At 42.0% G+C, this 20,582-nt stretch carries 19 protein-coding genes; 13 read left to right on the plus strand and 6 right to left on the minus strand.

The window, feature by feature from the left end:
* Positions 1–58: 58 nt before the first annotated feature.
* The 3 genes from ACAY00_RS03545 to nadK form a co-directional block, all read right to left on the minus strand.
* Positions 59–400, minus strand: a complete 342-nt coding sequence (locus ACAY00_RS03545; protein WP_371377319.1) for an outer membrane protein assembly factor BamE — start codon at positions 398–400, stop codon at positions 59–61.
* Between the two features lie 160 nt (positions 401–560).
* On the minus strand, positions 561–2,225 hold the full coding sequence (gene recN / locus ACAY00_RS03550; protein WP_371377321.1) for a DNA repair protein RecN: 1,665 nt from the start codon (positions 2,223–2,225) through the stop codon (positions 561–563).
* A gap of 147 nt (positions 2,226–2,372) precedes the next feature.
* Positions 2,373–3,248, minus strand: coding sequence for an NAD(+) kinase (gene nadK / locus ACAY00_RS03555; RefSeq protein ID WP_371377324.1), 876 nt, complete (start codon positions 3,246–3,248; stop codon positions 2,373–2,375).
* A gap of 153 nt (positions 3,249–3,401) precedes the next feature.
* Here nadK and grpE point away from each other — a divergent pair, with 153 nt between their 5' ends.
* From grpE to ACAY00_RS03580, 5 genes are all read left to right on the plus strand, one after another.
* Entirely contained in the window at positions 3,402–4,022 is a 621-nt protein-coding gene (gene grpE / locus ACAY00_RS03560; protein ID WP_371377327.1) for a nucleotide exchange factor GrpE, read from the plus strand.
* A gap of 200 nt (positions 4,023–4,222) precedes the next feature.
* Complete coding sequence (locus tag ACAY00_RS03565; RefSeq protein WP_371377329.1) at positions 4,223–5,266, plus strand: HD domain-containing phosphohydrolase; 1,044 nt, start codon at positions 4,223–4,225, stop codon at positions 5,264–5,266.
* 268 nt (positions 5,267–5,534) lie between these two features.
* A complete protein-coding gene (gene dnaK / locus ACAY00_RS03570) occupies positions 5,535–7,460 on the plus strand; it encodes a molecular chaperone DnaK (RefSeq protein WP_371377332.1) in 1,926 nt (641 codons plus the stop codon).
* Positions 7,461–7,561: 101 nt separating this feature from the next.
* Complete coding sequence (dnaJ, locus tag ACAY00_RS03575) at positions 7,562–8,704, plus strand: molecular chaperone DnaJ (RefSeq protein WP_371377335.1); 1,143 nt, start codon at positions 7,562–7,564, stop codon at positions 8,702–8,704.
* 191 nt (positions 8,705–8,895) lie between these two features.
* Positions 8,896–9,630 (plus strand): tetratricopeptide repeat protein, encoded by a 735-nt coding sequence (locus ACAY00_RS03580; protein ID WP_371377338.1) that lies wholly within the window; start codon positions 8,896–8,898, stop codon positions 9,628–9,630.
* 194 nt (positions 9,631–9,824) lie between these two features.
* On the opposite strand, the gene ACAY00_RS03585 is transcribed toward ACAY00_RS03580, so the two are convergent.
* Entirely contained in the window at positions 9,825–10,757 is a 933-nt protein-coding gene (locus tag ACAY00_RS03585) for a LysR family transcriptional regulator (protein ID WP_371377341.1), read from the minus strand.
* A gap of 126 nt (positions 10,758–10,883) precedes the next feature.
* On the opposite strand from ACAY00_RS03585, the gene ACAY00_RS03590 reads away from it, so the two are divergent.
* Both ACAY00_RS03590 and ACAY00_RS03595 read left to right on the plus strand, forming a co-directional pair.
* Positions 10,884–11,102: a hypothetical protein gene (locus ACAY00_RS03590; RefSeq protein ID WP_371377343.1), complete on the plus strand. Its 219-nt coding sequence runs from the start codon at positions 10,884–10,886 to the stop codon at positions 11,100–11,102.
* A 3-nt stretch (positions 11,103–11,105) separates the two neighbouring features.
* Positions 11,106–12,038, plus strand: a complete 933-nt coding sequence (locus tag ACAY00_RS03595; RefSeq protein ID WP_371377346.1) for a sodium-dependent bicarbonate transport family permease — start codon at positions 11,106–11,108, stop codon at positions 12,036–12,038.
* A gap of 129 nt (positions 12,039–12,167) precedes the next feature.
* Here ACAY00_RS03595 and ACAY00_RS03600 read toward each other — a convergent pair whose 3' ends face one another.
* Positions 12,168–12,638, minus strand: coding sequence for an Lrp/AsnC family transcriptional regulator (locus ACAY00_RS03600; RefSeq protein ID WP_371377349.1), 471 nt, complete (start codon positions 12,636–12,638; stop codon positions 12,168–12,170).
* A gap of 130 nt (positions 12,639–12,768) precedes the next feature.
* Here ACAY00_RS03600 and ACAY00_RS03605 point away from each other — a divergent pair, with 130 nt between their 5' ends.
* Genes ACAY00_RS03605 through ACAY00_RS03615 form a run of 3 tightly spaced genes read left to right on the plus strand, consistent with a single transcriptional unit; the run spans position 12,769 to position 14,839 of the window.
* A complete protein-coding gene (locus ACAY00_RS03605) occupies positions 12,769–13,350 on the plus strand; it encodes an elongation factor P hydroxylase (protein ID WP_371377352.1) in 582 nt (193 codons plus the stop codon).
* Positions 13,337–14,554, plus strand: coding sequence for an ATP-NAD kinase family protein (locus ACAY00_RS03610; RefSeq protein WP_371377355.1), 1,218 nt, complete (start codon positions 13,337–13,339; stop codon positions 14,552–14,554). Before ACAY00_RS03605 ends, ACAY00_RS03610 begins: the two co-directional genes overlap by 14 nt.
* Complete coding sequence (locus tag ACAY00_RS03615; RefSeq protein ID WP_371377358.1) at positions 14,555–14,839, plus strand: YfcL family protein; 285 nt, start codon at positions 14,555–14,557, stop codon at positions 14,837–14,839. It abuts the gene before it with no gap.
* Between the two features lie 34 nt (positions 14,840–14,873).
* Here the strand turns inward: ACAY00_RS03615 and mnmC are convergent, their stop codons facing one another.
* Positions 14,874–16,868: a bifunctional tRNA (5-methylaminomethyl-2-thiouridine)(34)-methyltransferase MnmD/FAD-dependent 5-carboxymethylaminomethyl-2-thiouridine(34) oxidoreductase MnmC gene (gene mnmC, locus ACAY00_RS03620; RefSeq protein WP_371377361.1), complete on the minus strand. Its 1,995-nt coding sequence runs from the start codon at positions 16,866–16,868 to the stop codon at positions 14,874–14,876.
* A gap of 258 nt (positions 16,869–17,126) precedes the next feature.
* Here mnmC and fabB point away from each other — a divergent pair, with 258 nt between their 5' ends.
* From fabB to ACAY00_RS03635, 3 genes are all read left to right on the plus strand, one after another.
* Positions 17,127–18,338, plus strand: coding sequence for a beta-ketoacyl-ACP synthase I (fabB, locus tag ACAY00_RS03625; RefSeq protein ID WP_371377364.1), 1,212 nt, complete (start codon positions 17,127–17,129; stop codon positions 18,336–18,338).
* 95 nt (positions 18,339–18,433) lie between these two features.
* Positions 18,434–19,549, plus strand: coding sequence for a 4-phosphoerythronate dehydrogenase (locus ACAY00_RS03630; RefSeq protein ID WP_371377367.1), 1,116 nt, complete (start codon positions 18,434–18,436; stop codon positions 19,547–19,549).
* Positions 19,550–19,564: 15 nt separating this feature from the next.
* Positions 19,565–20,581 carry an aspartate-semialdehyde dehydrogenase gene (locus ACAY00_RS03635; RefSeq protein WP_371377370.1) on the plus strand — a complete coding sequence of 339 codons (1,017 nt, stop codon included), beginning with the start codon at positions 19,565–19,567 and terminating at the stop codon, positions 20,579–20,581.
* Position 20,582: the final 1 nt, after the last annotated feature.

The raw sequence follows: 20,582 nt of genomic DNA on the forward strand, positions 1-20,582 counted from the left end.
AAAATCCCGGTCTATACCGGGATTTTTCTAATCATCAATTGATTATGTGACAAGAAGTTTATTGATCAATTGGTGTGTAAAATGACTCTGGTACGTCAAAATCACCATCAATGCTAGCCAACTTTTCATCTTTGAATATCACCACGAGTTTTTTCTGTTGATGATATTTTTCATCCTTACCAGATTTAAAGTCATAAACGTAGTGCCATGTATTTTTATTAAAACTATCAAGTAATACTGGGTTACCGAGAACAAATTTAACTTGTTCTTTATTCATTCCTATTTGCAGTTTGTCGATTTGTTTTTGCTCTAAGAAATTACCTTGTGGAATATCGATACGATAAACACAGGCTGAAAGTAGATTAACAGCCAATAAAACAATAAGTGCGCGTGATAACATGTAAACTTCCTTGATACCTAATTCTTAAAGGTATAATTATTTGAACAAGATAATAACCAAGCAGGCTTTCAGTTGAAAGCCTTTTGTGGTGTTTTTCTAACAATAAGTAAGTTTTTTATCTAAATAGTTCAATTTTATTTTGTAACCAAATCAGCAACGGTTAACTCGCTAATAATTCTCTGGCATTGGCCAAACTTGACTCTGTTATCGTGTCACCTGCTAACAATCGTGCGATCTCTCTAGTCCGTTGTTCAGCTTGTAACTCTCTGACTTTGGTCGCGGTTTGTTTGCCATCGGTGATTTTGGCAACAAATAACTGTTGATGACCCTTACTGGCCACCTGCGGTAAATGGGTCACACAAATAACTTGGGTATTGTTGGCTAAAAGCCTCAGTTGTTTGCCCACCATCGCAGCCGTAGGTCCGCTGATACCAACGTCTACTTCATCAAAAATTAGGGTCGGAGTAATAACGCGCTCAGCCAGTATTACCTGAATCGCTAGGCTAATTCGAGATAACTCACCACCCGATGCGACTTTATGAATCGACTCTAGGGGCTGGCCAGGGTTCATGCTAACAACAAAGTCGATTATATCGATACCGTCTCTATTGGGCAGAGGATTTTCTCCTTGCTTTATCAGTACCTTAAATTGTGCGTTGGGCATATTAAGTTGATGCAAACTTGCGGTGATCTTTTGCGCCAACACTTTGGCTGATTTTTGGCGGCTTTTGCTTAACTTCTCTGCGGCTCGTTGGTAATTTTGCAAGCAAGTTTCAAGCTCATCGTAGATGTGTTCAAGGCGACTGTCATCGTCGGTTAAATGCTCAAGCTGTTGCGTTAATGCACTATGATGTTGTGCCAACAATTCTGGCGCAACTTGATGTTTTCGCGCCAAGCTAATTGCATTTGAGTAGCGTTCTTCGATAAGGGCAAACGATTGCGGATCAATGTCAATGCTTTGTTGGTAATAATTAAGATCTCGATCGGCTTCTTCTACCATAATACATGCATTGTTTATCAGTTCGGCAATGGCTTTTACATCAATATCTATTTCCGCCAACTTATTTAGCTCATCATTACAGCGTTGTAAGTTAGCTAATACATTAAAGGTTTCATTTGCTGATAATTGCTCAATGCACTGACTCGATAGCTGTATGAGTTGTTGGGCATTGCTGTTTCGCTTATAGTCATTCTCTAACTGGATAAACTCAAATTCTTGTAAATTAAATTCATCCAGTTCTTTAACCTGATACCGTAATAATTCTTTTTGCGCCGCCCGCTGTTGTTTGGCTTGTTCAAGAGTGTCTATTTCTCGTTGCAATTGTCGCCATTGACGATAACTGTCTTGCAAATTATTTAACAGCCGCTGATGGTCGGCATAATCATCCAGTAATCGACGTTGTTCATTGTTTTTCATCAATAATTGGTGATCATGTTGGCCGTGAATATTAAGTAATAGTGGGCCTAATTGGCGCAATAAGGCTAAGGGCACGGTGCTACCATTAATATAGGCTTTTGACCGTCCTTCTTTATTTATCACCCGACGAATAATACATTCATCTTCCATTAATAAATCTTGGTTATTGAGCCACTGGCGAGCAGAAGGGCTATTGGTTAAATCGAAACATGCTATTAACTCGGCTTTTTCAGTACCAGGGCGAACAGCATTGGCTAAAGCTCTATCGCCTAAACATAGGCCTAAAGCATCAATGGCGATGGATTTACCCGCACCTGTTTCACCGGTTATTACCGTCATACCGCGTTGCCAGTCTATTTCAACATAGTCAACAATGGCGAAGTTTTTTATCGACAAACTTACAATCATGGCCGTACCCTAATTAAAAAACTAATTACTGTTTATTTATACAGTAATTAGTTTACAGGGTTATTTAATCAATGCAAGCTTAAATTTTGTCCGCAACGATGGTTGAAAGGTTGCAAACACAAGGGGCGTTTGGCAAATTTGAATGGGCTAGTATATTTTATTGCCCCAACTCAATTTACTTCGTAATACATTATAATAATCGTAGTTAAGGGGATGAATAAGCTGCAATAAATTTTCGCTCTTTTTGATGATGATTTCATCTCCAGGCATCACCGCTAAAATGACGTGTCCATCGCAACTTACTTGCAGCTCTTCGTGATTATTGGTTGCCGTTACGATTTTAATTTCACTGTTACCATCAACCACAATTGGGCGACTGGTTAAGGTATGCGGAAACATGGGGACTAAAGATAAGGCATTTAATGTTGGGCTCATAATTGGCCCTCCTGCCGACATTGAATAGGCTGTGGATCCTGTTGGTGTCGATATTATGATGCCATCAGAGCGCTGAGAAAACATAAACATATTATCAATGTGCACCGCAAATTCCATCATGCTTGCCACTTTACCAGGGTGCAATACCGCTTCGTTAACCGCACTGTTGCTGCTTTTTAGCATGCCATGGCGATATACTTCAACATGAATTAAAAAGCGTTGTTCGGTTTTTGATTTACCCTGTAAAATCTCTTCTAATGGGGGTAAAAGGTTATCTGGCGCTAAGTCGGTTAAAAAACCAAGGTTGCCTCGGTTCACGCCAATCACCCCGATGTCATAACAAGATAACACTCGAGCAGCACCCAGCATATAACCGTCACCACCGACGACAATCGCCAGATCTGCTTGCTCACCAATATCGGTGATCTGCACCGGATTTGGTAAATCTAACTGTCTAGCCACTTTTTCTTCCACGATGACGGGGTAACCTTGGCTTTGTAAGTACTGAAAAAGAATGGATATTGTGGCTAAAGCACCGTCGTGATCGGGCTTCCCTATTAATCCTATTTTTTTATATATTTTAGTCATTTACCATGCGGGGATTAAAAACACTTACTGGCAGTTTTACCTGTTATCTGTGGTTTGTAAAGGGATCGCATTATAATTAGTTAAAAATTATGCTTGAATCCTTTATTTATGTCCCCATAATTACCCTCATTGAGATTTATATTGGAGTTATCAATGACAACTGAGTCAACCAAACCTAGTGAAGAAGCCGTTACAGAAAACGCTGAGATTGAAGTAGAACAAACTCAAGTTGAAACACAAGAGCATACAGAAGAGCAAGTAGCACAAGCGCAAACAGAAGAAGCTGCACTTAGCCCTGAACAAGAAAAAATCGCTGAGTTAGAGCAAAAGCTTGCTGCTGCGACTGCGAAAGTTGCTGAACAACAAGATTCGGTGATCAGAGCAAAAGCCGAAGTTGATAATATGCGTCGTCGTAGTGCACAAGAAGTCGATAAAGCGAAAAAATTTGCTTTAGAAAAATTTGCCGGTGAAATGTTAGCCGTCGTTGATAACCTAGAGCGTGGCTTAGCGACAATTGACTCTGAAGACGAAGCGCAAAAAACCACTTACGAAGGGGTTAACCTAACGTTACAGGGTTTATTGGCCGCTTTAGATAAGTTTGGGGTAAAAGCCATTGAGCCTCAAGATCAACCTTTCAACCCAGAATTACACCAAGCTATGAGCATGCAAGAAGTGGCAGGGGTCGAAGCGAATACGGTTATCGCGGTGATGCAAAAAGGATATGAATTAAATGGCCGTTTAATTCGTCCAGCCATGGTTATGGTTGCCAAATAACGTCATCGGTCACATCGTCCTTAAAAAGAGCAGTTTATCTGCTCTTTTTTGATTGTATTGGTTGTCGTTTTAGCGTTATCAATATCCCCATCCCACTTGAATAAGTCAGCTCTCTTGCTATTGTTAAATTTATCTTACCCCTTGGTTTTAGGCGTTTCATTTTACTGACTAAGGCTAACCCCAACTGTTAACGAGGTTGCATGCATTTAGAGCAAAAACAATCGGTACTTATTGTTGATGATAACCCCGATAATATTGACTTGTTAATCGCACTGCTAAAACCATTTTACCAGCTTAAAGCCGCATTAAGTGGCGAGCAAGCTTTAAAAATAGCCCAAAGCGCCCACAAACCGGATTTAATTCTGCTTGATATTATGATGCCAAAGATGGATGGTTATGAGGTGTGTCGTAAGTTAAAAGCGGATCCGGTGACACTCGATATTCCGGTTATTTTTATCACCGCCAAAACCGAGATCGAAGATGAACACAAAGGGTTATCTTTAGGCGCAGTCGATTTTATCAGTAAACCCATCTGTGCTCCGATTGTATTGGCCAGAGTCAAGACACATTTGGCCTTATATGACATGCAACGAGAACTTGAACGTCAGGTGCATCAGCGTACCGAAGAACTTGAACATACCCGCCTAGAAATTGTTCGATGTTTAGGGCGAGCGGCTGAATACAAAGACAACGAAACTGGGCTTCATGTTATTCGAATGAGTTATTATGCAAAATTTATTGCCCAGCAATTAGGGATAAATGATGCTTGGGTTGACCTGTTGTTTCATGCCGCCCCAATGCATGATGTTGGTAAAATCGGCATTCTCGATAAAACCTTATTAAAGCCAGGTAAGCTTGACCCCCAAGAGCGAGAAGAAATGAATCGTCATGTCGAATATGGGGTCGAAATATTAGGTAAAACCGAATCGGATTTGCTGCAAATGGCCAAAGACATTTGTTTGTATCATCATGAAAAATATGATGGCAGTGGTTATCCCCACCAACTTAGGGGGAAAGACATTCCGTTATCGGCTCGTATTGTTAGCATTGCGGACGTATTTGATGCGTTAACCTCGAATCGGCCATACAAAAAAAGCTGGTCGGTTGATGACGCTGTTTTATATATCGAGCAACAAGCAGGCCGTCATTTTGATCCCGATTTAATTGAACCGTTTCGTCAATGTTTACCCCAAATGTTAAACATAAGGGAAAAATATCAGGATAATTTAGAGGAAAAAATTTAGCAAAGACGTCACTCAGTAGAAATGCCTTTAATGTATTAGTGTTTCTTTGCATTTATCGGGGTAAATTTACAAAGTCTTTGGCGCCTCGTCGTGAAAGAAATGGCAGAGATGTTCAGCCGATCATCGATTTTTTATCGCCAAAAGCATAAAAAAGCCTTTTTTTTAAAAAAAACGCAATTTTTTTGCTTTTCTCCATTGAAAAACATTCAAGCTCCCCCCACTAAGAGAATTATCAAAACATTAAGTATTTTTTTCGGAGATCCTAACGATGGGCAAAATTATTGGTATTGACCTAGGGACAACAAACTCTTGTGTTGCTGTTCTTGATGGTGACAAAGTTCGTGTCATTGAAAACGCTGAAGGCGATCGCACAACGCCATCAATCATTGCTTACACTGCAGATGGTGAAACTTTAGTTGGTCAGCCAGCAAAACGTCAATCTGTAACGAACCCAAAAAACACATTATTCGCAATTAAGCGTCTGATCGGTCGTCGTTTTGAAGACAAAGAAGTTCAACGTGACATCGGTATCATGCCGTTTGGTATCGTTAAAGCTGACAATGGCGATGCATGGGTTGAAGCAAAAGGCGAGAAAATGGCGCCACCACAAGTTTCTGCTGAAGTATTGAAAAAGATGAAGAAAACAGCAGAAGACTTCTTAGGTGAAAAAGTAACGGAAGCTGTTATCACTGTACCTGCATACTTTAACGACTCACAACGTCAAGCAACCAAAGATGCTGGTCGTATTGCAGGCCTTGATGTTAAACGTATCATCAACGAGCCAACAGCAGCCGCTCTTGCGTACGGTATGGATAAGCAAGAAGGCGACCGTATCGTTGCGGTTTACGACTTAGGTGGTGGTACTTTTGATATTTCTATCATCGAAATTGATGAAGTAGAAGGCGAGCACACCTTTGAAGTTCTAGCAACTAACGGTGATACTCACTTAGGTGGTGAAGACTTCGATAACCGTCTAATTAACTACCTAGTTGCTGAGTTCAAAAAAGATTCAGGCATGGACTTAACCTCTGATTCACTTGCGATGCAACGTCTTAAAGAAGCGGCTGAAAAAGCTAAATGTGAGCTTTCTTCTGCGCAACAAACTGATGTTAACTTACCGTACATCACCGCTGATGCTTCAGGTCCTAAGCACTTAAACATCAAAGTAACACGTGCTAAGTTAGAGTCATTAGTTGAAGATATGGTTAAAGCAACTCTTGAACCATTGAAAACTGCGCTAGCCGATGCCGACTTATCAACATCTGATGTAACAGACGTTATCTTAGTTGGTGGTCAAACACGTATGCCATTAGTACAAAAGTTGGTTAGCGACTTCTTTGGTAAAGAGCCTCGTAAAGATGTAAACCCTGATGAAGCAGTAGCGTCTGGTGCTGCGGTACAAGCGGGTGTTTTATCTGGTGATGTAACGGACGTTCTTCTTCTAGACGTAACGCCATTATCATTAGGTATCGAAACCATGGGTGGAGTGATGACGAAAGTTATCGATAAAAACACCACCATCCCAACCAAGCAATCGCAAACCTTCTCTACCGCAGAAGATAACCAATCTGCAGTAACGGTTCACGTCGTACAAGGTGAGCGTAAGCAAGCGTCTTTAAACAAGTCTCTTGGTCAATTTAACCTTGAAGGTATTGATCCGGCGCCACGTGGTATGCCACAAATCGAAGTAACATTTGATATTGACGCTGACGGTATCTTGCACGTAACAGCAAAAGATAAGAACACTGGCAAAGAGCAAAAGATCACCATCAAAGCATCTTCGGGTCTTTCTGATGATGAAGTTGAATCAATGGTACGTGATGCAGAAGCCAACGCCGATGCGGATGCTAAATTCGAAGCGCTTGTGACTGCTCGTAACCAAGCTGATGGCATGGTACACGCGACTCGCACTCAAATGACTGAAGCTGGTGATGACTTACCTGCCGAAGATAAAGAGAAGATTGAAGCAGCAATCAAAGAACTTGAAGAAGCAATCAAAGGCGAAGACAAAGACGCCATCGATGCTAAATCACAAGCTCTAATGGAAGCGTCAGCAAAATTAATGGAATTAGCACAAGCTAAAGCGCAAGCGGCCCAAGGTGGTGAAGCACCACAAGGCGAGCAAAAGCAATCTAAGCCTGCTGACGATGTTGTTGATGCTGAGTTCGAAGAAGTGAACGACGACAAAAAATAAACCAGGGTTCTGTTTATAGATAGAACGTCTGTATCAATAGAGCGCTGGGTTGTACCGGCGCTTTATTATTTTTGAATTATTAGTTTGAAGTAAAAAAAGATATGTCAAAACGCGATTATTATGAAGTTCTTGGGGTTGCTAATGACGCCAGCGAACGTGATATCAAAAAAGCTTATAAACGTTTAGCGATGAAGTTCCACCCTGATCGTACAAAAGGCGACAAGGGCAAAGAAGAGCAATTTAAAGAAGTCAAAGAAGCTTACGAAGTGCTTAACGATTCGCAAAAGCGTGCCGCGTACGACCAATATGGTCATGCCGCGTTTGAGCAAGGCGGTCACGGTGGTGGCGGTTTTGGCGGTGGCGCTGACTTTGGTGATATCTTCGGTGATGTGTTTGGAGATATTTTTGGCGGAGGCCGTGGCGGTCGTGGCGGGCAATCGCGTGCACGCCGAGGCAGTGACTTACGCTATAACTTAGATTTAACCCTAGAAGAAGCGGTAAAAGGTAAAACGGTTGAATTAAAAGTACCAACTTATGTCAGTTGTGAACCGTGTAATGGTTCGGGAGCGAAACAGGGCACGTCGGCGGCAACATGTTCAACATGTCATGGTCACGGTCAAGTGCAAATGCGCCAAGGCTTATTTGCAGTACAGCAAACCTGTCCGACCTGTTCTGGGCGCGGTAAAGTGATTAAAGATCCATGTACCTCATGTAGAGGTCAAGGTCGTGTAGAGAAAACCAAAACACTATCGGCTAAAATCCCAGCAGGGGTTGATACGGGCGATAGAATTCGTTTGTCTGGCGAGGGCGAAGCCGGTGAGTTTGGTGCGCCAGCAGGGGATTTATATGTTCAGGTTAATGTTCGCGATCACGATATTTTTGTTCGTGATGAGAACAACCTATATTGCGAAGTGCCGATCAGCTTTACCGTTGCCGCATTAGGTGGTGAAATCGAAGTACCTACTCTAGAAGGTAAGGTAAAATTAAAGGTTCCTGCTGAAACACAAACCGGCAAAATGTTCCGTTTACGTGGCAAAGGTGTGAAGTCCGTACGCAGTGCCATGGTGGGTGATTTGATGTGTAAAGTGGTCATTGAAACGCCAGTAAACTTAACCGCCGAACAAATTGACTTACTAGAGCAGTTTAATAAAAGCATGGGTACCGGTAAAGATGCCGCCCGTTATCGTCCAAAAGAGCAAGGTTTCTTTGACGGCGTAAAGCGCTTTTTTGACAGTTTAAAGTAACTGTAAAATCATATAAAGGCTGCAAATGCAGCCTTTTTTATTGCATTTTAAATGCTTAAAAATGAACTTTTTAGTCTGTTAAATGGCTGATTCGTTTATTTAAAAGTCATGATATATACTATTAATATCAAAAATTTAGCAACTTACTTTGGCTATTTTTAAGAATACTACTTAGCCATTGAAAGGAGAGGATGATGAAAAAACTTGTGCTGTTTTGTTTTTCTATTCTGTTCTGCTTAGCTCAAGCGAAAGCGAATGATTATAACGAAGCTTTAGACATGATTCACCGCGGTGACTTTGAAGCGGCCTTAGCTGAGCTCAAACCGTTGGTGGAGCTTGGTTTACCAATCGCCTTGTATCAACAAGGTAATATGTATGCCAATGGCTATGGCGTAAGTAAAGATTTAAACAAAGCCTTTGAGTTTTATAAGCGAGCTGCCGATAGGGGGATCCCTGAAGCCCAGTTTGCCTTAGCGCAAATGTACTTTAATGGCAAAGGCGTTAAAAAAGATAATCAAAAAGGCTTTGAATACACCCGAAGAGCGGCCGAAAAAGGCTTAGCGGCGGCGCAATTTAATATGGGCGTGCTCTACCAAAATGGCGATTACACTACGCAAAGCTATGAAAAGGCGGCGATTTGGTATCGCGATTCGGCGATGCAAAATTATGCCTTAGCCCAATTTAATTTAGCTCTGCTTTATTATGATGGTCTTGGAGTGAGTAAAGACATTGAAATGTCTTATGTTTGGAATCGAATAGCGGCTTTTAATGGTTATGCTCCGGCAGAGAAAAGCATGACCTTGGACGCTAAAGAATTGAGCCGAGATCAGATCAAACGTGGTCGTGAACGAGCCGATGAACTGTACTTAAAAATTGCGCCAAGAACCGATGACTTTACACCGATGGAATGGAGTCACAACCCTTAATTAATGGCCTATTTTGTTGCTTACCTAAAATACCAACCTAATCGTTGGTATTTTTTTTATCTATTTCATCAACCTTAATGGCATTGGTATCACAGCATTACGACAGTGGCAAAAGTCATTTGCAATGGATGTTAACAACCGTATCCTTGCCCTTAATGAGCAAAAAGCTAGGCGGTATTAAGGTTATAACATGGTTAAATTTCGATGGCTTTTTTCATCATGTCTCTGCCTTGAGTTTCAACATAGTCTAAAAATACTTGGGCAATTGGCGACAGTGATTTGCTTTTTGTCCAAGCAAATGACCACTTTGATTTAATTGGCAACGATTCAACGTTAATAACCTTCACATCGTAGATTTCACCAAAAGCAAGGGTATGGGCAGATAATATTGATACCCCAAGTTTTGATAATACCGAATGTATAATCGCTTCATTACTGGCGATGGTCATTTTTATATTTGGCTTTACACCGTGTTTTTTTAGGAATTTCTCAGTGGCAAATCGGGTGCCTGAACCTGGCTCTCGAATCAAAAAGTCTTGTTGGCAAAAAGTCTCAAGAGATACTTGCTTTTCTTGGGTAAAAGGGTGATCGGCTTGTGCTATGGCGACCAAGTCGTTCGACATAAACTCCCTGACTTCTAAATCAAGTCCTTCAGGTAAGTGACTAAAAACATAAAAATCGTCAAGCCCTTGCTCTAATCGGTCAATGACACTGCGACGATTGGCTACAGTAAATTGGATATCTATGCCAGGGTATTGCTCACAAAACGGACCCAATAAGTGTGGAATAAAGTACTTAGCGGTTGTTGCACTGGCAAGTCTAAGGGTACCGGTCTTTAGCCCTCGTAGGTTTGATAAGTGCATATCAAGCTCTTCACAGCTTTTTAGGATTTCTCTTGCGGTGGTCACGGTGGCTAAACCAGCATCGGTAAATTTTAGCTTTCTACCGACTTGCTGATATAAAGGCAAACTGATCGCATCGGATAATTTCTTTAATTGCATTGAAACCGTTGGTTGGGTCAAGAATAATGCCTCAGAAGCCGCCTTAATACTTCCCCCTTCATAAACTGCCAACAAAATTTCCAGTTGGCGAAATGTGCCTATGTGGGCATGTAAACGAGATGCCATAGTGTGGTCCTTAATGTTGTATATTATTTCGCATAGATGTTTATCTATTTATTTTATAGTTTTTATCTATTTTTATCTATTGTAGTGTTTATGTAAAATACCGCAAACACAAAACGGGAGAAGAACATGGATAACAGAAAGTACGCTCTAGCCTTGATCACTTGCAGTAGTTTGGTGATGTTTTACCTTTGTGGGCACCTTATTGGTCAACCTTCTATTGGTTTTTTAGCCTTAGCCGCTGTGCTTTTAACAATGACCATCATTTCTAAATACAAAACCTCCTCAAAACGGGCATCTCGAAGTGCTTATCGATTATCACCAAGGCATATCAAGGTAGGTAAATAGCAGATGATTATAGACGCGGTTGTCGCTTTTTTCGTACTCGGTATAGTCTGTCACTTAGCGGGTGCGAAAGTCGCTTTCCCTGAAAGCTTGTACAAAACTTTAAGCATGTTTTTGATGATAGCGATAGGTCTTAAGGGCGGGCTTGCATTACAAAAACATGTTGACCCTGCCTTATTGTACATGTCTATTGCCGTGGTCATATTTGGTTTTTTGCTGCCCTTAGTCGCTTACCCAATTCTACGTTATTTCGGTCAACTTGATAAAATCAACGCCGGCGCCATTGCTGCTCACTATGGTTCGGTGAGCGTCGCTACCTATGCGGTAGCAGTAGCCTTATTAGAAGCGAATAACATTCAATATGAAGCCTATTTTCCGTTGTTTGTTGTACTTCTTGAAATGCCCGCCATTGTAGTCGGCCTGATGTTGGCAAAAGGCAATTTCAAAGTGCTCGATGTTGGCTTTATTAAGAAAGAGCTGGTGGCTAATCAAAGTATCTTACTGATGGTTGGTAGTCTTATCATTGGTTACCTTGGCGGCAGTAGTGTGGACAAGCTCTCGCCATTATTTATCGAGCTGTTCTCAGGCATACTTGCGTTGTTTCTACTTAAGATGGGCTTAATCGCTGGCGCTCAATTATCTTCACTAAAAAATAACAGCGTGTTTCTCATTGGCTTTGCGATACTGATGCCTATGTTGGGGGGATTAGCCGGCACAGGTTTGGGGCTTATTTTAGGCTTTAGCGCAGGGGGCGTTGCTTTACTGGGCGTTCTAGGTGCGAGTGCATCTTATATAGCGGTACCAGCAGCGATGAAAGAAAGCCTACCAGAAGCCAATGCGGGGATGTCGATAACCGCATCTCTTGGTATCACATTTCCCTTTAATGTGCTCTTAGGGGTTCCATTTTTTATCGCATTAGGACAATACCTAGTTCCTTAAGTAGAGCTTAGCTTAATCATCAAGGCTTTGACTAAGGATTTAGTTAGGTGCTGATAAAACGATAAATTTTGCATCAAGAAAAGCGACAACTATGGCCATAGTTGTCGCTTTTTGTTATTGGTTAATAAGTTATTGCTCAATAAAATTGGGGATTTTAGGACTGCGACTGTGTTCAAATACCAAAGAGGTTTCCACATTGGTCACTTCTTCTCGAGAGGTTATTGCTTCAAACACAAAGCGGCGCAAATGCTCTGTATCTTTAACCGACATATGAATATAAAAATCAAAGGCGCCACCCATATGGAACATGCTAATGATTTCTGGCATCGGTAATAGTTGGTCTCTAAGGTTGTTAACGATCTCTTCTGAATAGGGTTGCAGTACAATCGCGGCCATGGCTTGGATATTCCCGCCAATGGTGTTGTAATTCACATCAATGTAGGAACCTTTGATCACCCCACTGCTTTTTAAGCGTTTTACTCGCTCTAAGCATGTTGATGGGGCAATGCCGATATCCTTCGCTAAGTCTTTGTTGGTGATGTCAGCATCGTTAAATAACGCAGTAAGGATTTGCTGATCGATGTCATCAAGTTTTTTCATCCATTTTCTCTTTATAACCCATGCCAAGTTGCTAGCTAAGTGTCTCAATTGTGCGAACAAAGTTCAACAACTTGGTTAAATTGGCTAAAAGCGTTAAAATGCCGGCAAATCACCCTAGTTAGATAAACACATGACGCACCACTATCAGCAGCTTATTGATATTTTTGCTGCAGAATTTTCACAAACAGAAAATACGCGCTTGGTCAAAGGCGACAATGAACCTGTGTATTTGCCGGCGAATGAGCTGGTATCTTATCATCGGATTGTGTTTGCTCATGGCTTTTTTGCCAGTGCTCTTCATGAAATCTCGCATTGGTGTATTGCTGGACCTAAACGCTTATTATTGGAAGACTTTGGTTACTGGTATGCACCGGATGGTCGCAACGAAGCACAACAAGCAGAGTTTGAAAAAGTTGAAATAAAACCGCAAGCACTTGAATGGGCATTTTGTGTTGCTTGTGGCTTTGAATTTAATGTCTCTGCTGATAATTTAAATGGCGCTGAAGTTGACCGGTTTGCCTTTCAGTCTAAAGTACAGCAACAGGTTCTGATTTATTTACAAAACGGATTCCCTAAAAGAGCACAGCGATTTATTGATGCATTGATTCAATATTATCGCTCTGGCTTAACCCTTGAGCCTGCGTTGTTTGAGTTTTCACACCCATTAGCCAATTATTCTCAGGTCAGTGAGAGGCCATATGCAAATATTTAAGTTAGCCCTGTTAATTAACCCTTTTGCCGGTATAGGCGGTAGTGTCGCATTAAAAGGCAGTGATGGTGTGATTGAACACGCACTGGCACTAGGCGCAACCCCAAAAGCGCATTTAAGAGCGAAATTAGCACTGCAAGTGTTACTACCCTACAAAGATAGCATTTGTATCTTAACCGCAAATAAAGATATGGGGCACGATGTGGCCAGTGAAATGGGCTTTAACACACAAGTGATTTATCACTATAGTGGTGAGCAGTCCGTTGCCAGAGACTCCGAAGCCTTTGTGATTGAAGCGCAAAAACACGATGTTGATTTACTGCTCTTTGCCGGAGGAGATGGCACGGCACGTAATGTGTGTGCGCAGGTAAAAGAAGCCTTCCCAGTGCTTGGGATCCCTGCGGGTTGTAAAATTCACTCTGGGGTATATGCGTTAACGCCCTCGGCAGCGGGTAAAGTGGTTGAGCAACTTATAAACAATCAATTGGTATCTTTTACAGAGGCTGACGTAATGGATATTGATGAACAGGCCTTTCGCAATGGGATCGTTAAAGCTCGCCGTTTTGGTGAAATGTCGATCCCAAGTCAACTGCAGTATATTCAGTCGGTTAAATCCGGTGGTAAAGAAAGTGATGAGCTGGTATTGCAAGATATTGCCGCCCATGTCATTGAACAAATGGACGAACAATTATTTGTTATGGGCTCAGGCTCAACGGTCGCCTTTGTGATGGAAGAATTGGCATTAGACAATACCTTATTAGGGGTAGATTTAGTGCAAGAGCAATCATTAGTCGCTAGCGATGTGACTGAAGCTCAGTTATATCAACGGATAATGGCGGCACAATCCACCCAACATGATGCCTGTAAATTGGTGATCACAGTGATTGGCGGGCAAGGCCATATCTTAGGTCGCGGTAATCAACAATTGAGTCCGCGAGTGATTCGTGCGATTGGAAAAGATAATATTTTGGTGATCGCAACAAAATCAAAGCTGCAGGCATTGAACCATCGTCCATTGATTGTCGACAGTGGCGATCCGGCATTAGATGCTGAGCTCTCTGGTTTTATTAAAGTCATAACAGGCTTTCACGATCAAGTGCTATACCCTGTCGCTAGCCCTGGTATAGATATCATCCCTACAGAACAGCAAATATCGGCAGAGCGTACAATAGAGCCTGCGATTAAATCAACAAAAGAGAGCTTTTAAATGCGTCTTAGTACCTTGTCCCACGTGACCACCATCGCCCAGTTATGGGCATATTTTGATACCTTAGTCGAGCAAGATAATGATGACTTGTTATTTGTGAGCAGTTATCTGCGAGGCTTTATTGAAGTCGCCGCCCTTGAATTTGGTGGCGAACAGCAGCGCTTGTCGGCTGACTTATACCACAATGTCAGTGCGCAATTAACACTAAGCCAAGGCGAACTGAGCCCTTCAGATATCAACTTGGTAAATGATTTTTGGGGGCAGCTAAAGCCTTGTTTTAAGTAAATAAACTTTTTATTTAATCGGGTGTGGCGCACGATCAGTCAAATTTACGGCGAATAATGTCGCGAATAACAAATCGATTCGGGGCTAAGTTAAACAACATTTTATCGTCTAGGTCAAAATGTTCATTGCATAATTCAGCGGTCAAAATCTTAGCTAAAAGTGGGGCCGAACATAGACCTCGCGCGCCAAGTCCGGTTAATACAAAAAGCCCTTTGTGACTTGGCGTTCTATCTTTTACTCGCCAATTTTTATCTTTGCTAAGATGAGCATATACGGTTTTATGCGCATTAATATCGGGCATAGAGCCAACAATGGGCATATGATCAGGGGTGGTGCAGCGTAATCTGGCTCGGCTATCCTTAACATCGTCTAAGTCCCATTTAGCCGGATTACCAATACATTTTTCTAGCATATTTAAGTTGTATTCATCGTCTGCGTGACGCGACTCGATATCCATGCTGTTTTTGTCAAAGGTCGCGCCGATACAATGTGTGCCCTGATTTTCAGGGGTCAGGTAGCCTTTGTGACACAATACCGTTTTAAGCCCTTGGATGTGGTTATTGGTTTGCATAACGCTAACTTGCCCGCGCACAGACGTTAACGGCAAAGTGTTCATGACCTCTAAGTTTAGAGAATCGGCGCCCGGACATAAGATTAAATGCTGTACCTGTTTTGTCCCTTTATTGCTCACTATTTGCCATAGGTTTTCTTTAGTTTGGGTAATGGAATCGATTTTGACCTTACCTTTTACTCTTAACAAGCCAGTGTCTTTGGCTTTTTGAATCAGTGCATTAACAAGTTGCGGTGGCGAAATCCAACCTGCTCTTGGGTAAAATAAACCGGGTAAATCAATATCGATACCACTTTGTTTGTTCACTTGTTCTTGGTCGATAGGATGAATCAAATCATCGGGCCAGCAATTACTTTGTTTGAATACTTGCCAGCGCGCCTGCAATGGTGGCTTATAACAAAGATCAATTAAGCCATTAAAGCGATGATCAAAGTGATAACCTTGGTTTGTTAACTCGGCGTAATAATGTAACGCATAGTCAAAAGCTTGTTGATAAAAACAACTGATTTCATCTTGCTGTTGGTGTAAAAGAGGGTAAATTGCGCCGATGGCATTTCCTGAAGCCCCTTGCGCAAGCTTGCTATCCTTACACAATAACTCTACCTCAATGCCTTTATCTACAAGGTGGGCTGCAAGACAAGCACTGGCCAAGCCGCCACCCACAATGGTCACGTGTTTTGGCGTATCAATGTATTGTCTAATTTGGTAGCCAGGCAAAGACGCGGATTGTCTTAATCCCCGATACTGCGCGGTTAAGGTATGTAGCTTATAACCACCAAGTTGGTGCTTTTGCACGTGAAAACCAGCATTGGTTAAACCACGTTTGACCACGCCGGCGACGGTGAAAGTCGCTAAGCTGGCATTTTTTTTCGCAATTCTGCCGATTTGATCAAATAACGGTTGTTGCCACATTTCTGGGTTATTAATGGGGGCAAATCCGTCGAGGTAAAAGGCATCTACAGACTCGTCTTGTAATTCACTCAATGCTTCGGTTGAGTCACAAAAATAAATTTGCAGTTCGACCAACCCATTAGCAAACCTCATAGGTTGCGACACTCGTTCGCTGTAATCGTATTGGTTTAACAGTTGTGCACTAAACTCGCTTAAGCTTGGCCAAATCGATAGCGCCTTTTTCAAATCAGCATGACTCATCGGGTACTTTTCGGTGCTGATAAATTTTAATGGCAACGGCGTTGGGCATTGGGCCTGATAGGCGATGAAATGTTGCAACGTCAGCAAAAAATTCATCCCAGTACCGAACCCGGTTTCGACAATAACAAACTTATCTTGGCTTAGGTTTTTTTCAGACCAAATTTGCGGAATTTGGTTACCGCGGATAAAAATGTGTTGGCTTTGTGAGCAATCGTCATCGTGAGCAAAATAAATATCTGAAAATTCATCACTATAGGGGATTCCGTCTTGATTAAAGCTTACTTTTGCAGTATTTATATTGGACACAATTTAAGAGCTACTTTATCGAACATTTGATAAAAGTAATTTTACGTGTAACTTCCGATCTTTTCTAGAGATGTCTAAGCCTTTATCAAAAAGGCGATAGAGAAACGGCCTATTTGTTACTGGCCTTGGCGCTGGCGATAAATTATGGCTTGTCGATTCACTTTATTTTACGGTGAACATGTGTACACTGGATAGACCAGATTGTTAGGAAAACATAGTATCATACGCTCAATTTAGAATAATTAAGATGGTAAAAATATGAAACGTGTCGTAATCACAGGTATTGGTGTAGTTTCAAGTATTGGTAACAATGCAGAAGAAGTTTTAGATTCCTTACAAAACGGTCGTTCAGGGATCACTCGTGCTGAAAGCTTTGTCGAAAAAGGTTTAAGAAGTCAGGTTTGGGGTGTTCCAAAGATTGACGTAAAAGAACATATTGACCGCAAAGTCATGCGTTTTATGGGGGATGCTGCAGGGTATGCCTACATTGCCATGGAACAAGCCATCGCTGACTCAAAATTAACCGACGAACAAATATCGAATGTTCGCACCGGTATTGTTGCAGGTTCTGGTGGGGCATCTTCGGCTAATATTGTGGCTTCTGCAGATACTCTACGCGAGCGCGGTGTCCGTCGCGTCGGCCCATATGCGGTACCTAAAACGATGTCGAGTACTTGCTCTGCTTGTCTTGCAACACCATTTAAAATTTTAGGTGTAAACTACTCAATCAGTTCCGCTTGTGCGACCTCTGCGCACTGTATTGGCCACGCCGCTGAATTGATTCAATTAGGCAAGCAAGATGTGGTATTTGCTGGTGGTGGTGAAGAGATTGATTGGTCATTAGCTATGATGTTTGATGGCATGGGCGCATTATCTTCAAAATATAATGATACCCCAGAAAAAGCCTCTCGTACTTACGACAAAAACCGCGATGGTTTTGTAATCTCTGGTGGTGGCGGTATGGTCGTTGTTGAAGAGCTTGAACATGCCCTAGCTCGTGGCGCTCATATTTATGCTGAAATCGTTGGTTACGGCGCAACATCTGACGGCTACGATATGGTCGCACCAAGTGGTGAAGGCGCTGTGCGTTGTATGCAACAGGCGATGCACGGAGTGGAAGGTAAGGTTGACTACCTAAATACTCATGGCACATCAACACCGGTAGGTGATGTCAAAGAGTTAGGGGCTATTCAGCAAGTATTTGGTGATAATTCTCCAGCAATTTCGGCAACGAAAGCGATGACAGGTCATGCCTTAGGCGCCGCTGGTGTACACGAAGCTATTTACACCTTGTTAATGATGGAAAATAACTTTGTCGCCCCATCAATCAATGTTGAAGAACTTGATGAACAAGCTCAAGGGCTTGATATTGTTACCGAAAAGCGTGAAGCTGAAATTAACTTAGCGATGTCAAATAGCTTTGGTTTTGGCGGTACCAACGCGACTCTGGTGTTGAAAAAGTACAAATAACACAATAATCTTTGAAATATTTACAGGGCCGGGTATTCCCCGGCCCTTTTTGTTTGTAAACTAACAGAAGATTCGATTTTTTATCGCAGTGCAATATGAACATATTCTATGATGAAAATATTCCTTATGCTGAGGAATTTTTTAGTGATTTTGGCAAGCTCATCCCCTTTGCTGGGCGTGAGCTTAGTGCCTCTCAGGTTAAAGATGCCGATGTGTTATTGGTGCGCTCAATTACCCAGGTAAATGAGCGCTTACTCAAAGACAACCGCCGAATAAAATTTGTGGGTACCGCCACCATAGGTATCGATCATGTGGATACCGAATATCTTGCTAAACGCGGTGTCTATTTTACTAATGCCCCAGGCTGTAACGCCATTTCGGTTGCCGAGTATGTATTAAGCGCGCTATTGATTGTTGCAAAGCGAACGAATTTGGATTTATCTGACATTCGTGTTGGTATTGTCGGGGCGGGAAATACCGGAACGCGCTTAGCCGAAAAGCTTGATGCGGTAGGGATTAAATACTGCTTATGCGATCCATTATTGGCCGAAGCGGGCGATGTTAGGCCATTCACCTGCCTTGAGGACGTGTTGACCTGTGATGTCATCTCATTGCATGTGCCTTTAACTCGAGATGGTTTGCACCCTACTTATCATTTATTGGATGAAACTCGGTTAAGCCAACTTAGCAATCAGCAAATATTGATTAATGCATGCCGTGGCGAAGTTGTCGATAATAACGCCTTGCTGGCCCTAAAAAAAGGCGAAGTAGGGCCTCATTTGGTACTAGATGTATGGGAAGACGAGCCCAATGTGTTAACCCCGCTAATTGATTATTGTCAGCTCACGACCGCCCACATTGCCGGTTATAGCTTAGAAGGAAAATCTCGTGGTACCGAAATGCTTTATCAAGCATTATCAAAACAATGCCAATTAAAAGCAGATAAACAGTTAACACAATTTTTACCAACCGCGACGTTTGCGCCAGTAACCGCGAAATCGGGTGATAAATTTTCAGATTTAAGTCAATATGTATGGCAGGTATATGATGTGCGCAGGGATGATCAAATCTTTCGCCAACAATTGCAACAGCAAGGGTTTGATCACTTAAGAAAGAATTATCCTGTAAGAAGGGAATTCAGTGCCATGACCATTGAGAGTGAGCACAATGCATTAACAGCAGAGTTAGCAGCTTTAGGTTTTAATATTTAATAAAGAGAAAGGAATATGGGACAAAAATTTGATGTCGTGGTATTAGGTGCAACCGGTTTAGTGGGTAAGCACATGATGGAAATTTTGGAAGAGCGTAAGTTTCCAGTAAATAATTTATACCCATTAGCCAGTGCCCGTTCGGCGGGTGAATATGTTGAATTCAATGGCAAAAGCATTGAAGTACTGGATGCCGAAACGTTTGACTTTAGCCAAGCTCAAATTGGTTTCTTTTCAGCCGGTGGGGCAACGTCACAAAAGTATGCGCCTATTGCCGCTGAGGCAGGTTGTGTGGTGATAGATAACACGTCACAGTTTCGTTATGAACCAGATATTCCTTTGGTTGTTCCTGAAGTTAATCCACATGCGTTGGCTGATTACCGTAACCGTAATATCATTGCAAACCCTAATTGTTCAACGATTCAAATGATGGTGGCTCTTAAACCTATTTATGATGCCGTTGGCATTGAACGGGTGAACGTTAGCACTTATCAATCCGTGTCTGGTGCTGGTAAAGAAGCGATTGAAGAGTTAGCCAAGCAGTGTGCGGACTTATTATCAGGCAAGCCGGTAAAAGTGGAAGCATTTAGTCGTCAAATCGCCTTTAATAGCATTCCGCAAATTGATGTGTTTGAAGAGAATGGCTATACCCGTGAAGAAATGAAAATGGTTTGGGAAACCAAGAAAATATTGGGTGATGAAAGTGTACTGGTTAACCCAACAGCGGTTCGGGTTCCGGCATTTTATGGTCATGGTGAAGCCTTGCACATTGAAACGACTCAGCCCATTTCGGCGGAAGAGGTAAAAAATTTATTAGCGCAAGCCCCTGGTATAGTGGTGGCAGAATCGGATGAAGACTTTCCAACCCAGGTAAGTGATGCAAGTGGCAAAGATGAGGTCTTTGTTGGCCGTATTCGTGAAGATATTAGTCACATCAATGGCATTAACATGTGGATTGTTGCTGATAATGTGCGCAAAGGTGCTGCTACCAATAGCATCCAAATCGCAGAATTATTGATTGCCGAATACATGTAAT

Source organism: Thalassotalea sp. 273M-4, from assembly GCF_041410465.1.
Lineage (GTDB): Bacteria > Pseudomonadota > Gammaproteobacteria > Enterobacterales > Alteromonadaceae > Thalassotalea_A > Thalassotalea_A aquiviva.